The sequence below is a fragment of the Pseudomonas sp. B3G-3 genome (assembly GCF_028640915.1).
Classification (GTDB): domain Bacteria; phylum Pseudomonadota; class Gammaproteobacteria; order Pseudomonadales; family Pseudomonadaceae; genus Aquipseudomonas; species Aquipseudomonas chlororaphis_I.
The window spans coordinates 128,670-142,574 of the sequence record NZ_JAQZAB010000057.1 but is presented as its reverse complement, the minus strand read 5'-3'; the positions used below and the strand labels follow the sequence as shown (position 1 = coordinate 142,574).

General features: G+C 61.5%; 13 protein-coding genes. All 13 read left to right on the top strand.

Translation table 11 applies throughout. The features are described from left to right. Window positions 1-181: 181 nt before the first annotated feature. Window positions 182-628, top strand: coding sequence for an NUDIX hydrolase (locus tag PVZ80_RS01770; protein ID WP_103331606.1), 447 nt, complete (start codon window positions 182-184; stop codon window positions 626-628). A 71-nt stretch (window positions 629-699) separates the two neighbouring features. Next, the gene (mnmA, locus tag PVZ80_RS01765; RefSeq protein WP_029526006.1) at window positions 700-1,824 is read left to right on the top strand and encodes a tRNA 2-thiouridine(34) synthase MnmA; all 1,125 of its coding nucleotides are present in this window, start codon (window positions 700-702) and stop codon (window positions 1,822-1,824) included. Next, complete coding sequence (hflD, locus tag PVZ80_RS01760; protein WP_009049779.1) at window positions 1,821-2,444, top strand: high frequency lysogenization protein HflD; 624 nt, start codon at window positions 1,821-1,823, stop codon at window positions 2,442-2,444. Before mnmA ends, hflD begins: the two co-directional genes overlap by 4 nt. 126 nt (window positions 2,445-2,570) lie before the next feature. Then, window positions 2,571-3,941 carry an adenylosuccinate lyase gene (purB, locus tag PVZ80_RS01755; RefSeq protein WP_007929192.1) on the top strand — a complete coding sequence of 457 codons (1,371 nt, stop codon included), beginning with the start codon at window positions 2,571-2,573 and terminating at the stop codon, window positions 3,939-3,941. A gap of 82 nt (window positions 3,942-4,023) precedes the next feature. Beyond that, window positions 4,024-5,190, top strand: a complete 1,167-nt coding sequence (locus PVZ80_RS01750; RefSeq protein ID WP_016701891.1) for a ribosomal protein uL16 3-hydroxylase — start codon at window positions 4,024-4,026, stop codon at window positions 5,188-5,190. Further along, window positions 5,183-5,608, top strand: a complete 426-nt coding sequence (locus PVZ80_RS01745) for a GNAT family N-acetyltransferase (RefSeq protein WP_028682818.1) — start codon at window positions 5,183-5,185, stop codon at window positions 5,606-5,608. The genes PVZ80_RS01750 and PVZ80_RS01745 overlap by 8 nt, the downstream gene beginning before the upstream one ends. 196 nt (window positions 5,609-5,804) lie before the next feature. Beyond that, window positions 5,805-6,560, top strand: coding sequence for a secretin N-terminal domain-containing protein (locus tag PVZ80_RS01740; RefSeq protein ID WP_038633645.1), 756 nt, complete (start codon window positions 5,805-5,807; stop codon window positions 6,558-6,560). Window positions 6,561-7,059: 499 nt separating this feature from the next. After that, window positions 7,060-8,385, top strand: coding sequence for an isocitrate lyase (gene aceA / locus PVZ80_RS01735; protein ID WP_007929188.1), 1,326 nt, complete (start codon window positions 7,060-7,062; stop codon window positions 8,383-8,385). 597 nt (window positions 8,386-8,982) lie between these two features. Continuing rightward, window positions 8,983-9,396 (top strand): NADH-quinone oxidoreductase subunit A, encoded by a 414-nt coding sequence (locus tag PVZ80_RS01730; RefSeq protein ID WP_007929187.1) that lies wholly within the window; start codon window positions 8,983-8,985, stop codon window positions 9,394-9,396. Window positions 9,397-9,406: 10 nt separating this feature from the next. Continuing rightward, window positions 9,407-10,081, top strand: a complete 675-nt coding sequence (locus tag PVZ80_RS01725; protein WP_007929186.1) for a NuoB/complex I 20 kDa subunit family protein — start codon at window positions 9,407-9,409, stop codon at window positions 10,079-10,081. A 72-nt stretch (window positions 10,082-10,153) separates the two neighbouring features. After that, complete coding sequence (gene nuoC / locus PVZ80_RS01720) at window positions 10,154-11,935, top strand: NADH-quinone oxidoreductase subunit C/D (protein ID WP_009049783.1); 1,782 nt, start codon at window positions 10,154-10,156, stop codon at window positions 11,933-11,935. Window positions 11,936-11,937: 2 nt separating this feature from the next. Further along, the gene (nuoE, locus tag PVZ80_RS01715) at window positions 11,938-12,435 is read left to right on the top strand and encodes an NADH-quinone oxidoreductase subunit NuoE (protein WP_110175641.1); all 498 of its coding nucleotides are present in this window, start codon (window positions 11,938-11,940) and stop codon (window positions 12,433-12,435) included. Continuing rightward, entirely contained in the window at window positions 12,432-13,790 is a 1,359-nt protein-coding gene (gene nuoF, locus PVZ80_RS01710) for an NADH-quinone oxidoreductase subunit NuoF (protein WP_009049785.1), read from the top strand. Before nuoE ends, nuoF begins: the two co-directional genes overlap by 4 nt. Window positions 13,791-13,905: the final 115 nt, after the last annotated feature.

Sequence of the window (13,905 nt, the reverse complement as noted above, 5' to 3'; positions counted from 1 at the left end):
CCAGGTGCCGGGGTTTGTGCTTTTTTGGACAACACCTTCCCTGTAGGAGCGAAGCTTGCTCGCGATAGTGGCGCTGCGGTGAGTCAGGCGAAACGCGCTGCTTTCATCGCGAGCCAGCTTCGCTCCTACAGGACTGGCGTTCGCCTTATGATGACCACCCACTCAAGACAGAGCTTTATATATGGAATGGCAACCCCACATCACCGTCGCCACCATCATTGAGAACCAGGGACGCTTTCTGTTCGTCGAGGAGTTCCAGGGCGACCAGGCGGTGTTCAACCAGCCCGCAGGGCACCTGGATCCGGACGAAAGCCTGCTCCAGGCCGCCATTCGCGAAACCCTGGAAGAAACCGGCTGGGACATCGAGCTGACCGGCGTGGTCGGCATCTATCTGTACACCGCCCCCAGCAATGGCGTGACCTACCAGCGCGTCTGCTTTGCCGGCAAACCGCTCAGGCACCACCCCGATTACCCACTGGACGACGGCATCATCGGCCCGCGCTGGCTGAGCCGCGACGAACTGCTGGCCTTGCGCCCGCAATGGCGCAGCGAGTTGATCATCCGCTGCGTCGACGACTATCTGGCCGGGCAACTGCACAGCCTCGAGCTGATCCGTCCGTCGCTTTAACCGCAGTTTTAGCCTTGCAGGCCTCAGCCTGTTAGAATCGCGTCCTTTTTCAAGACACCCGTTAAATTCCTATGCGTGATCCAGCCCCTTCTGACACCCAAAAGAAGCGCGTCATCGTCGGCATGTCCGGCGGCGTGGACTCTTCCGTTTCCGCCCTCCTGCTGATGGAGCAGGGTTACCAGGTGGAAGGCCTGTTCATGAAGAACTGGGAGGAAGACGACGGAACCGAGTACTGCACCGCCATGGACGACCTCGCGGACGCCCAGGCCGTGTGCGACAAGATCGGCATCAAGCTGCACACCGCCAACTTCGCCGCCGAGTACTGGGACAATGTGTTCGAGCACTTCCTGGCCGAATACAAGGCCGGCCGCACGCCGAACCCGGACATCCTGTGCAACCGTGAAATCAAGTTCAAGGCGTTCCTCGACTACGCCATGATGCTCGGCGCCGACCTGATCGCCACCGGCCACTATGTGCGCCGCCGCGACATCGACGGGCGCACCGAACTGCTCAAGGGCCTGGACCCGAACAAGGACCAGAGCTACTTCCTGCACGCCGTCGGCGGCGAGCAGATCGCCAAGACCCTGTTCCCGGTCGGCGAGCTGGAAAAGCCCGAAGTCCGCGCGATCGCCGAGAAACACGACCTGGCCACTGCCAAGAAGAAGGACTCCACCGGTATCTGCTTTATTGGTGAGCGACGCTTCAGCGACTTCCTCAAGCAATACCTGCCGGCCCAGCCCGGCGAGATCAAGACCACCGAAGGTGAAGTGATCGGCCGTCACCACGGCCTGATGTACCACACCATCGGCCAGCGCCAGGGCCTGGGCATCGGCGGCCTCAAGGACGCCGGCGATGAGCCGTGGTACGTGCTGATCAAGGACCTGGAACACAACGAGCTGATCGTTGGCCAGGGCAACGATCACCCGTGGCTGTTCTCCCGCGCCCTGCTCGCCTCCGACATCTATTGGGTCAACCCGATCGACCTGAGCGAACCGCGCCGCCTCACCGCGAAAGTGCGCTACCGCCAGAGCGACCAGCCTTGCACCCTGGAAAAGACCGCCAACGGCTATCGCGCCACCTTCGATGACCCGCAACGCGCGGTCACCCCTGGCCAATCCGTAGTCTTCTATGACGGCGACATCTGTCTGGGCGGCGGTGTGATCGAAGTCGCAGAGCCCTGGAGCAGCAAGGCATGAGCCCGACCCAGGAACAACTGACGGCACTGGGTGGCGTGTTTCTCGCCGCCGTCCTGGTGGACAAGATCGCCAAGACCGGCCAGGTCACCGAAGCGGCCTTGAGTTGCATGCTCGGCAGCCTGCTGATCCGCGACCCGAAAGACACCCTGGAAGTCTACGGTGGCGACGACATCAATCTACGCGAGGGTTATCGCGCCCTGATCGGCGCCCTGGAACGTGACCCCAGCACCCTGCAGCGCGAGCCGCTGCGCTATGCCCTGTCGATGCTCGGTCTCGAGCGCCAGCTGGCCAAGCGCGACGACCTGCTGGAAATCATCGGCAAGCGCCTGCCGCAGATTCAGTCCCAGGTCGAACATTTCGGCCCGGCCCACGAAAACGTGATTGCCGCCTGCGGCTCGCTGTATCAGGACACCCTGAGCACCCTGCGCCAGCGGATCCAGGTGCATGGCGACATGCGCAACCTGCAGCAGCCGAGCAACGCCTCGAAGATCCGCGCCCTGCTGTTGGCCGGCATCCGTTCGGCGCGCCTGTGGCGCCAGTTGGGTGGCCACCGCTGGCAGCTGGTGATCAGCCGCCGCAAATTGCTCAAAGAGCTTTATCCGCTGATGCGCAGCAGCTGAACTGCGCCCGCAAGACCTTTTGTAGTCAGTAACGCGTAAGACGCTGGTCAGTTGGCAACGGACCGGCGGATATTTTCATGTATGATACGCGCCCCATTTCGTTGCCCGACTGTCCGAGAACACCCCATGCAGCTCTCTTCGCTCACTGCGGTTTCCCCTGTTGACGGCCGCTACGCCGGCAAAACCCAGGCCCTGCGCCCCATTTTCAGCGAATACGGCCTGATCCGTGCTCGCGTCCTGGTCGAAGTGCGCTGGCTCCAGCGCCTGGCCGCCCATTCCGCCATCAGCGAAGTACCGGCGTTCTCCGCCGAAGCCAACGCCGTGCTGAACACCCTGGCGGAAAACTTCTCTCTGGAACACGCCGAGCGCGTCAAAGAGATCGAACGCACCACCAACCACGACGTCAAGGCGATCGAGTACCTGCTCAAGGAACAGGCCGCCAAGCTGCCTGAACTGGCCAACGTCAGCGAATTCATCCACTTCGCCTGCACCAGCGAGGACATCAACAACCTGTCCCACGCCCTGATGCTGCGCGAAGGCCGTGACGAGGTGATGCTGCCGCTGATGCGCCAGACCGCCGGGGCCATCCGCGAACTGGCCCTGCGCTTCGCCGACGTGCCAATGCTGTCGCGCACCCACGGCCAGCCGGCCTCGCCGACCACCCTGGGCAAAGAACTGGCGAACGTGGTGTACCGCCTGGAGCGCCAGATCGCTCAGGTCGCCGCCGTGCCGCTGCTGGGCAAGATCAACGGCGCCGTGGGCAACTACAACGCGCACCTGTCGGCCTACCCGGAAATCGACTGGGAAGCCAACGCCCGCGCCTTCATCGAAGACGAGCTGGGCCTGAGCTTCAACCCGTACACCACGCAGATCGAGCCGCACGACTACATCGCCGAGCTGTTCGACGCCATCGCCCGCTTCAACACCATCCTGATCGACTTCGATCGCGATATCTGGGGCTACATCTCCCTGGGCTACTTCAAGCAGCGCACCATCGCCGGCGAAATCGGCTCCTCGACCATGCCGCACAAGGTCAACCCGATCGACTTCGAAAACTCCGAAGGCAACCTGGGCATCGCCAACGCGCTGTTCCAGCACCTGGCGAGCAAACTGCCGATCTCCCGCTGGCAGCGCGACCTGACCGACTCCACCGTCCTGCGTAACCTCGGTGTCGGTTTCGCCCACAGCGTGATCGCTTACGAAGCCAGCCTCAAAGGCATCAGCAAGCTGGAGCTCAACGCCCAGAAGATCGCCGAAGACCTGGACGCCTGCTGGGAAGTCCTGGCCGAGCCGATCCAGACCGTGATGCGCCGCTACAACATCGAAAACCCGTACGAAAAACTCAAGGAACTGACTCGCGGCAAGGGCATCAGCCCTGAAGCGCTGCAGACCTTCATCGACGCGTTGGAAATGCCTGAAGCCGCCAAGGCCGAGCTGAAAAAGCTCACCCCGGCCAGCTACATCGGTAATGCCGCGGCCCAAGCCAAACGCATCTGATCGATGGCAAGACCTTTGACGCCCGGCAGCGCCGGGCGTTTTTATTCCCGTATGAAAAGTGCATTTTTTCAATAGGTTACACATGAATCCTGACATTCCTCTTCAACTTCTGGGCGGCATCAGCGCACGGGAATTCCTGCGTGACTACTGGCAGAAAAAGCCCCTGCTGATCCGTCAGGCCCTGCCCGACTTCGAAAGCCCGATCGACGCCGACGAACTGGCCGGCCTGGCGCTGGAAGAAGAGGTCGAGTCGCGCCTGGTCATCGAACACGGCGAACGCCCTTGGGAACTGCGCCGCGGCCCGTTCGCCGAAGACGAGTTCAGCAAGCTGCCGGAGCGTGACTGGACCCTGCTGGTCCAGGCTGTCGACCAGTTCGTGCCGGAAGTCGCCGAACTGCTGGAGCATTTCCGCTTCCTGCCGAGCTGGCGCATCGACGACGTGATGATCAGCTTCGCCGCTCCCGGCGGTAACGTCGGTCCGCACTTCGATAACTACGATGTGTTCCTGCTGCAAGGCCACGGCAAGCGCAACTGGAAGATCGGCCAGATGTGCGACGCCGAGAGCCCACTGCTGCAGCACGCGGACCTGCGTATCCTCGCCGAGTTCGAAGAAACAGAGAGCTGGGTCCTGGAACCCGGCGACATGCTCTACCTGCCACCGCGCCTGGCCCACTATGGCGTCGCGGTGAACGACTGCATGACCTACTCGGTGGGCTTCCGCGCCCCGAGCGCCGCCGAAGTGCTGACCCACTTCACCGACTTCCTCAGCCAGTACCTGCCGGACGAAGACCGCTATACCGACGCCGACGTGCAACCTGTCAGCGACCCGCACCAGATCCAGCACGATGCCCTCGACCGCCTCAAGGGCCTGCTGGCCGAGCACATGAGCGACGAGCGCATGCTGCTGACCTGGTTCGGCCAGTTCATGACCGAGCCGCGCTACCCGGAACTGGTGGTCGGCCCCGAGCTGGAAGAAGAAGACCTGCTCGGCAGCCTCGAACAGGGCGCCATACTGATCCGCAACCCGAGCGCGCGCCTGGCCTGGTCCGAAGTCGACGACGACCTGCTGCTGTTCGCCAGCGGCCAGAGCCGTTATCTGCCGGGCAAGCTGCGTGAACTGCTGAAGATGATTTGCGCCGCCGACGCGCTGCACCTCGACAACCTCGGCCCATGGCTGGCGGACGACGATGGACGCGGCCTGCTGTGCGAACTGGTCAAGCAAGGAAGCCTGGGATTTGCCGATGAATAAGATTCGCGTACGTGTCGCAGACTGGCAAAAGGATAACGCCGAGATCCGGCGCATTCGTGAAGCGGTGTTCATCATCGAGCAATCCGTCCCGCCCGAACTGGAGTGGGACGCCGACGACGACAGCGCGGCGCATTTCCTCGCGCTCGAAGGCGACTTTCCGATCGGCACCGCCCGCCTGCTGCCCGACGGGCAGGTTGGCCGGGTATCGGTCCTCAAGGACTGGCGCGGTCTGAAGGTCGGCGATGCGCTGATGCAGGCAGTGATCGGCGAAGCCGAGAAACGTGGCCTCAAGCAGCTGATGCTCAGCGCCCAGGTTCAGGCTACCGCCTTCTATGAGCGCCTGGGCTTCAGCATCGTCAGCGAGGAATTCCTGGAAGCAGGCATCCCTCACGTCGACATGGTCCGCGGCAACGCCTGAGCAAACCCTGCGCAGCAGCGAGCCTGCTGGCGATATCCTGCCAGCCGTCACAAAACGCCCCGCCCTCCCCGGATCCAGCAAGCTAAGCTGGCTCCCTGGAGGCCGGGGCGTTTTGCCATCGGCGATTCAACTTGCCCCACCGCGAGCCGACAAACTGTCAAACTCAAGGCTTCCACCCCTAGCGGAGATAACGGACATGTCCCTACGCACCCTGCTCACGACGCTGCTGCTGACTGCGAGCTTTTCAGTCACGGCCGCGACCGAGATCGTGCCCCTGAACAACCGCACCAGCGCCGACCTGCTGCCCGTCGCCCAGAACTTCCTCGGCAAGGAAGGCCGGGTCAGCGCCTACGGCAACCAGCTGATCGTCAATGCGGAACCGGAGAAGATCGAAGAACTGCGCGCCTTCATCGCGCAACTGGATACTGCCGCCAAACGCCTGCTGATCACGGTCGACACCAACGAAAACAACAGCCAGAACAATCAGGGTTATTCGGTCAACGGAGCTCCGCAAACCCGCATCATTACCCGTAGCACCGTCAGCCGCGATGGCGGCATACAGCAGATCCAGGCCAGCGAAGGCATACCGGCCCTGATCCAGGTCGGCCAGAGCGTGCCACTGACCACCACCCAGACCGACCCTTACGGTCGCCTGCAGAACCAGACCCAGTATCGCAATGTCACCCAGGGCTTCTACGTCACGGCCAGCGTCACCGGCGAAACCGTTCACCTGAGCATCAGTACCAACCGTGACCGTATGAGCCAGGAACGTCCCGATGTAGTGAATGTGCAAAGTACCGACACAACTGTCAGCGGCCGTCTTGGCGAGTGGATCACCCTGGCCGGCGTCAATCGCCAGAACCAGGCCGACAAACAAGCTGAAACCCGCAGCTACTCGACTCAGGGCCGGGATGACATGACCTTGCGAGTGAAAGTCGACGCCCTGGACTAAAGCACCGAAAACTGACTGATTAGTCGTATTAGACCAAAGATGTAGTGTTAGAAAAAAAGCACTACAAAACGTTTGACGAGGCAAAAAACCGAAGGCATGATGGCCTCGCTCCCGCTAATCAGGGGCCCTGGCAAGGGCCTTCGGATCGCCGCTCTAACCTACCCACCTGAGCCGATTCGTGTCTGTACCGCCCACAAGGTGTGTTTGACGAGATTGCGACTGGAACGAGGTTGTCCCGAGGGACGGAAGCTAATTAGGTAGATCGGCAACACACTGATGGTTCGTATGAAGGCCCACGACGCCCGAATGCGCCCGACAGCTGGCCCTCACCTGCTCACTTTCCCCTTGAGCCCATCGTTCACCCGTCGCCATCTGCGCCATAGCCGACTTGACCGCCTAGACTTCTGGTCAGCGAGCAGCCAATTACGCACCTTTGATCCTGCGTATCTGGTGGAGCAAGAATTTTCCACCCCAGACCTATGCGACGAGGTTTATCTCCATGGCACTGACACGCGAACAGCAAATTGCAGCCCTTGAAAAAGACTGGGCTGAAAACCCGCGCTGGAAAGGCGTGACTCGCACTTATTCCGCTGCCGACGTTGTCCGTCTGCGTGGCTCGGTTCAACCTGAGCACACCCTGGCACGCATGGGCGCCGAGAAGCTCTGGAACCTGGTGACCCAGGGTGCCAAACCGTCCTTCCGCCCTGAGAAAGATTTCGTCAACTGCATGGGCGCCCTGACCGGCGGCCAGGCGGTACAGCAAGTCAAAGCCGGCATCCAGGCTATCTACCTGTCGGGCTGGCAGGTTGCCGCGGACAACAACTCCGCCGAATCGATGTACCCGGACCAGTCGCTGTACCCGGTGGACTCCGTGCCGACCGTGGTCAAGCGCATCAACAACTCGTTCCGCCGTGCCGACCAGATCCAGTGGAAATCCGGCAAGAACCCGGGCGACGAAGGCTACATCGACTACTTCGCGCCAATCGTGGCTGACGCCGAAGCCGGTTTCGGCGGCGTGCTGAACGCCTACGAGCTGATGAAGAGCATGATCGAAGCAGGCGCTGCCGGCGTTCACTTCGAAGACCAGCTGGCTTCCGTGAAAAAATGCGGCCACATGGGCGGCAAGGTACTGGTTCCAACCCAGGAAGCCGTACAGAAGCTGACCGCTGCCCGTCTGGCGGCCGACGTTGCCGGCGTACCGACCATCATCCTGGCCCGTACCGACGCCAACGCTGCCGACCTGCTGACTTCCGACTGCGACCCGTACGACCAGCCGTTCGTGACTGGCACCCGCACCCAGGAAGGCTTCTATAAAGTGCGCGCCGGCCTCGACCAGGCCATCGCTCGCGGCCTGGCCTACGCGCCGTACGCCGACCTGATCTGGTGCGAAACCGCCAAGCCGGACCTGGACGAGGCCCGTCGCTTCGCCGAAGCGATCAAGAAGGAATACCCGGACCAGATCCTGTCGTACAACTGCTCGCCTTCCTTCAACTGGAAGAAGAACCTGGACGACGCGACCATCGCCAAGTTCCAGCGCGAACTGTCCGCCATGGGCTACAAGCACCAGTTCATCACCCTGGCCGGCATTCACAACATGTGGCACAGCATGTTCAACCTGGCGCACGACTACGCCCGCAACGACATGACCGCCTACGTGAAGCTGCAGGAGCAGGAATTCGCTGACGCCGCCAAGGGCTACACCTTCGTGGCTCACCAGCAGGAAGTGGGTACCGGCTACTTCGACGACATGACCACCGTGATCCAGGGTGGCTCGTCTTCGGTCACCGCACTGACCGGCTCCACTGAAGAAGAACAGTTCCACTGATTCGACTTCACGCTGAAAAACGGCCATTGCAGACCCGGTAAAAGCTAACTGCAGTGCCGCACATCTGACGCCCCGACTGGTTCGGGGCGTTTTTTTTGCCTGCGACTTTTGCAGCGTCACCGACCAACCCCAAGCTCCAGGAGGAACGAACCAACTCGCGATGACCTCGCCCGAGCCTCCTGCCAATCAGGCAAAACATTGATCCAGAGCGGTATGCGTGGAGGAAAAAGCGGGTAAAAGGGGCCGCTCGCAACTTGCAGTAACGAGCATATAAAAGACAACTTAGCGGCTCTTCATGGGAATCATTGTTTAAAAGCAGCGCCAAATAATATTGATTATCATTTAGAGATGGAGATGTTCGTTACAGCGAGGACAAAACATAATTAACAAAACACCCGCTAATGCCCACAGGCCGTGGCTTACGGGGCTTGCAAGAGGAGCCATGTCCTTATTCCGCTAAATAATTTCGCCATGAAAATTTACTTGCCCGGTGTTTAGCCATAAAATCACGGCGATTGATTGCACTGCGACATATCGTCACTGCTTTATTTCTTTATCAAGCTCAGAGACCTTTGCTCTCTGTTAAGGATTACCAGCATGCCCGAAGCGACAGGACTCATGGCCCACAACTGGGGCTTTGCCATTTTCCTTCTGGGTGTAGGCGGCCTCTGCGCCTTCATGCTCGGCGTCTCCAGCCTCCTCGGGTCAAAAGCCTGGGGCCGCAGCAAAAACGAACCGTTCGAGTCCGGCATGCTACCTACCGGTGGCGCCCGCTTGCGGCTCTCAGCCAAATTCTATCTGGTCGCGATGCTCTTCGTGATCTTCGATATCGAAGCCCTCTTTCTCTTTGCCTGGTCTGTGTCCGTCCGCGAAAGCGGCTGGACCGGATTCGTCGAAGCTCTCGTTTTCATAGCAATTCTGTTGGCAGGTCTTGTCTACCTTTGGCGGGTGGGGGCTCTTGATTGGGCTCCGGAAGGTCGCCGTAAGCGGCAGGCGAAGCTAAAACAATGAGGCTTTGGCGATGCAATACAATCTCACCAGGATCGACCCCGATGCTCCTAACGAGCAGTATCCGATCGGCGAACGGGAAACCGTTTCCGATCCGTTAGAAGATCAAGTCCACAAAAACATCTTCATGGGCAAGCTGGAAGACGTGCTGAGCGGCGCGGTCAACTGGGGGCGCAAGAACTCCCTGTGGCCGTACAACTTCGGCTTGTCCTGCTGCTACGTGGAAATGACCACCGCCTTCACGGCGCCCCACGACATCGCGCGCTTCGGCGCCGAAGTTATCCGGGCATCACCGCGCCAGGCGGATTTCATGGTTATTGCCGGAACCTGCTTCATCAAGATGGCGCCGATCATTCAGCGTCTCTACGAGCAAATGCTCGAACCGAAGTGGGTCATCTCCATGGGTTCGTGCGCCAACTCCGGTGGCATGTACGACATCTATTCCGTCGTTCAAGGGGTGGACAAGTTCCTGCCCGTGGACGTCTACGTGCCTGGCTGCCCGCCCCGCCCTGAAGCTTTTCTGCAAGGCCTGATGCTCTTGCAGGAGTCGATTGGCCAGGAGCGTCGCCCACTTTCCTGGGTCGTCGGTGACCAAGGCGTGTATCGCGCCGAAATGCCGTCGCAAAAGGAACAGCGCCGCGAACAGCGTATTCAGGTAACCAACCTGCGCAGCCCCGACGAAGTCTGATTCCAGAGCGCTTCTTACAAAGAACGAAAAACTGGCTTCATTCTTTACGTTGACCGAAAGCGATAAAAAACCATGACTACAGGCAGTGCTCTGTACATCCCGCCTTATAAGGCAGACGACCAGGATGTGGTCGTCGAACTCAATAACCGTTTTGGCCCTGAGGCGTTCACCGCCCAGGCCACCCGCACCGGCATGCCGGTGCTGTGGGTTACCCGCGCCAAACTCGTCGAAGTCCTGACCTTCCTGCGCAACCTGCCCAAGCCGTACGTCATGCTCTATGACCTGCACGGCGTGGACGAGCGTCTGCGCACCAAGCGCCAAGGGCTGCCAGGCGCCGACTTCAGCGTGTTCTACCACCTGCTGTCGATCGAACGTAATAGTGACGTAATGATCAAGGTCGCCTTGTCCGAGAGCGACCTCAGCTTGCCGACCGTGACCGGTATCTGGCCGAACGCCAACTGGTACGAGCGTGAAGTCTGGGACATGTTCGGCATCGACTTCGCCGGCCACCCTCACCTGTCGCGCATCATGATGCCGCCGACCTGGGAAGGTCACCCGCTGCGCAAGGACTTCCCGGCGCGCGCCACCGAATTCGATCCGTTCAGCCTGACCCTGGCCAAGCAACAACTGGAAGAAGAAGCCGCGCGCTTCAAGCCGGAAGACTGGGGCATGAAGCGTTCCGGCGCCAACGAGGACTACATGTTCCTCAACCTGGGCCCGAACCACCCTTCGGCTCACGGTGCCTTCCGCATCATCCTGCAGCTGGACGGCGAAGAGATCGTCGACTGCGTACCGGACATCGGCTACCACCACCGTGGCGCCGAGAAAATGGCCGAGCGTCAGTCCTGGCACAGCTTCATTCCGTACACCGACCGTATCGACTACCTCGGCGGCGTGATGAACAACCTGCCGTACGTGCTCTCGGTCGAGAAGCTGGCCGGGATCAAGGTGCCGGAGAAGGTCGACGTCATCCGCATCATGCTGGCCGAGTTCTTCCGGATCACCAGCCACTTGCTGTTCCTGGGTACCTACATCCAGGACGTCGGCGCCATGACCCCGGTGTTCTTCACCTTCACCGACCGTCAGCGCGCCTACACCGTGATCGAAGCCATCACCGGCTTCCGTCTGCACCCGGCCTGGTACCGCATCGGCGGCGTCGCCCACGACCTGCCACGCGGCTGGGAAAAGCTGGTGAAAGACTTCGTCGACTGGCTGCCCAAGCGCCTCGACGAATACACCAAGGCCGCCCTGCAGAACAGCATCCTCAAGGGTCGTACCATCGGCGTCGCCGCCTACAACACCAAGCAAGCCCTGGAATGGGGTGTCACCGGTGCCGGCCTGCGTTCCACCGGTTGCGATTTCGACCTGCGTAAAGCGCGCCCCTACTCCGGCTACGAGAACTTCGAGTTCGAAGTCCCGCTGGCGGCCAATGGCGATGCCTACGACCGCTGCATGGTCCGCGTCGAAGAGATGCGCCAGAGCATCAAGATCATCGACCAGTGCCTGCGCAACATGCCGGAAGGCCCGTACAAGGCGGACCACCCGCTGACCACGCCGCCGCCGAAAGAGCGCACGCTGCAGCACATCGAGACCCTGATCACGCACTTCCTGCAGGTTTCGTGGGGCCCGGTCATGCCGGCCAACGAGTCCTTCCAGATGATCGAAGCGACCAAGGGCATCAACAGTTATTACCTGACGAGCGATGGCGGCACCATGAGCTACCGCACCCGGATCCGCACCCCGAGCTTCGCCCACCTGCAGCAGATCCCTTCGGTGATCCGCGGCAGCATGGTCGCGGACTTGATCGCGTACCTGGGTAGTATCGACTTCGTTATGGCCGACGTGGACCGCTAAGCATGAACAGCCCGCTTATCCAGACAGACCGTTTCGCCCTCAGCGAAACCGAGCGCTCGGCCATCGAGCACGAGCTGCATCACTACGAAGACCCGCGCGCGGCGTCTATCGAAGCCCTGAAGATCGTCCAGAAGGAACGTGGCTGGGTGCCCGATGGCGCCCTCTACGCCATCGGCGAGATCCTCGGCATCCCGGCCAGCGACGTAGAAGGCGTGGCGACGTTCTATAGCCAGATCTTCCGCCAGCCGGTCGGCCGTCACATCATCCGTGTCTGCGACAGCATGGTCTGCTACATCGGCGGCCACGAGTCCGTGGTCAGCCAGATCCAGAGCCAGCTGGGCATCGGCCTCGGCCAGACCACCGCCGACGGCCGCTTCACCCTGCTGCCGGTATGCTGCCTGGGCAACTGCGACAAGGCCCCGGCGCTGATGATCGACGACGACACTTTCGGCGACGTGCAGCCTGCTGGCGTGGCCAAACTGTTGGAGGGCTACGTATGACCCTGACATCCTTCGGCCCTGCCAACCGCATCCAGCGCAGCCCCGAAACCCATCCGCTGACCTGGCGCCTGCGCGACGACGGCGAGCCGGTATGGCTTGACGAGTACCAGGCCAAGAACGGCTACGCCGCTGCGCGCAAGGCTTTCGCCGACCTGTCCCAGGACGACATCGTCCAGACCGTCAAGGACGCCGGCCTCAAGGGCCGCGGCGGCGCGGGCTTCCCCACTGGCGTGAAGTGGGGCCTGATGCCCAAAGACGAATCCATGAACATCCGCTACCTGCTGTGCAACGCGGACGAAATGGAACCCAACACCTGGAAAGACCGCATGCTGATGGAGCAACTGCCCCATCTGCTGATCGAAGGCATGCTGATCAGCGCCCGCGCGCTGAAAACCTACCGCGGCTACATCTTCCTGCGGGGCGAGTACACCACCGCCGCCAAGCACCTCAACCGTGCTGTGGAAGAGGCCAAGGCCGCGGGCCTGCTGGGCAAGAACATCCTGGGCAGCGGCTTCGACTTCGAGCTGTTCGTCCACACCGGCGCCGGGCGTTACATCTGCGGTGAAGAAACCGCGCTGATCAACTCCCTCGAAGGCCGCCGCGCCAACCCGCGCTCCAAGCCGCCCTTCCCTGCCGCCGTCGGCGTGTGGGGCAAGCCGACCTGCGTGAACAACGTCGAGACCCTGTGCAACGTGCCAGCGATCATCGGCGACGGCGTGGAATGGTACAAATCCCTCGCTCGCGAAGGCAGTGAAGACCATGGCACCAAGCTGATGGGCTTCTCCGGCAAAGTGAAGAACCCTGGCCTGTGGGAACTGCCGTTCGGCGTGACCGCGCGCGAGCTGTTCGAAGACTACGCTGGCGGCATGCGCGACGGCTTCAAGCTCAAGTGCTGGCAGCCAGGCGGCGCCGGTACCGGCTTCCTGTTGCCCGAACACCTGGATGCACAGATGTACGCCGGCGGCATCGCCAAGGTAGGCACCCGCATGGGTACCGGCCTGGCCATGGCGGTCGACGACAGCATCAACATGGTGTCGCTGCTGCGCAACATGGAAGAGTTCTTTGCCCGCGAATCCTGCGGCTTCTGCACCCCTTGCCGCGATGGCCTGCCGTGGAGCGTCAAGCTGCTGCGCGCCCTCGAGAAAGGCGAAGGGCAAGCCGGCGATATCGAGACCCTGCTGGGTCTGGTCGGTTTCCTCGGCCCAGGCAAGACCTTCTGTGCCCACGCACCGGGCGCCGTGGAGCCATTGGGCAGTGCCATCAAGTATTTCCGTCCAGAGTTCGAGGCCGGCATCGCAGCCACCAGTGCTGCCGTCGTCCCGCCCCTGGCCCGGCCGATCGTAGTCGGCGCGTAAACGTATCGAACGAGGGGGGTCCGTGCCGCCCTCGTATCGCCTGAAGACGCCGCGACGCGCCAGGCGAGCACCAAGATTCCATTAGCCACGCCCGCTGACAACGGGCCAACGAAGA

What these genes read in the sequence shown, in the direction of transcription:
- PVZ80_RS01770 (WP_103331606.1), top strand. Translation starts at nt 182, where the DNA reads ATGGAATGGCAACCCCACATCACCGTCGCCACCATCATTGAGAACCAG.
- mnmA (WP_029526006.1), top strand. Translation starts at nt 700, where the DNA reads ATGCGTGATCCAGCCCCTTCTGACACCCAAAAGAAGCGCGTCATCGTC.
- hflD (WP_009049779.1), top strand. Translation starts at nt 1,821, where the DNA reads ATGAGCCCGACCCAGGAACAACTGACGGCACTGGGTGGCGTGTTTCTC.
- purB (WP_007929192.1), top strand. Translation starts at nt 2,571, where the DNA reads ATGCAGCTCTCTTCGCTCACTGCGGTTTCCCCTGTTGACGGCCGCTAC.
- PVZ80_RS01750 (WP_016701891.1), top strand. Translation starts at nt 4,024, where the DNA reads ATGAATCCTGACATTCCTCTTCAACTTCTGGGCGGCATCAGCGCACGG.
- PVZ80_RS01745 (WP_028682818.1), top strand. Translation starts at nt 5,183, where the DNA reads ATGAATAAGATTCGCGTACGTGTCGCAGACTGGCAAAAGGATAACGCC.
- PVZ80_RS01740 (WP_038633645.1), top strand. Translation starts at nt 5,805, where the DNA reads ATGTCCCTACGCACCCTGCTCACGACGCTGCTGCTGACTGCGAGCTTT.
- aceA (WP_007929188.1), top strand. Translation starts at nt 7,060, where the DNA reads ATGGCACTGACACGCGAACAGCAAATTGCAGCCCTTGAAAAAGACTGG.
- PVZ80_RS01730 (WP_007929187.1), top strand. Translation starts at nt 8,983, where the DNA reads ATGCCCGAAGCGACAGGACTCATGGCCCACAACTGGGGCTTTGCCATT.
- PVZ80_RS01725 (WP_007929186.1), top strand. Translation starts at nt 9,407, where the DNA reads ATGCAATACAATCTCACCAGGATCGACCCCGATGCTCCTAACGAGCAG.
- nuoC (WP_009049783.1), top strand. Translation starts at nt 10,154, where the DNA reads ATGACTACAGGCAGTGCTCTGTACATCCCGCCTTATAAGGCAGACGAC.
- nuoE (WP_110175641.1), top strand. Translation starts at nt 11,938, where the DNA reads ATGAACAGCCCGCTTATCCAGACAGACCGTTTCGCCCTCAGCGAAACC.
- nuoF (WP_009049785.1), top strand. Translation starts at nt 12,432, where the DNA reads ATGACCCTGACATCCTTCGGCCCTGCCAACCGCATCCAGCGCAGCCCC.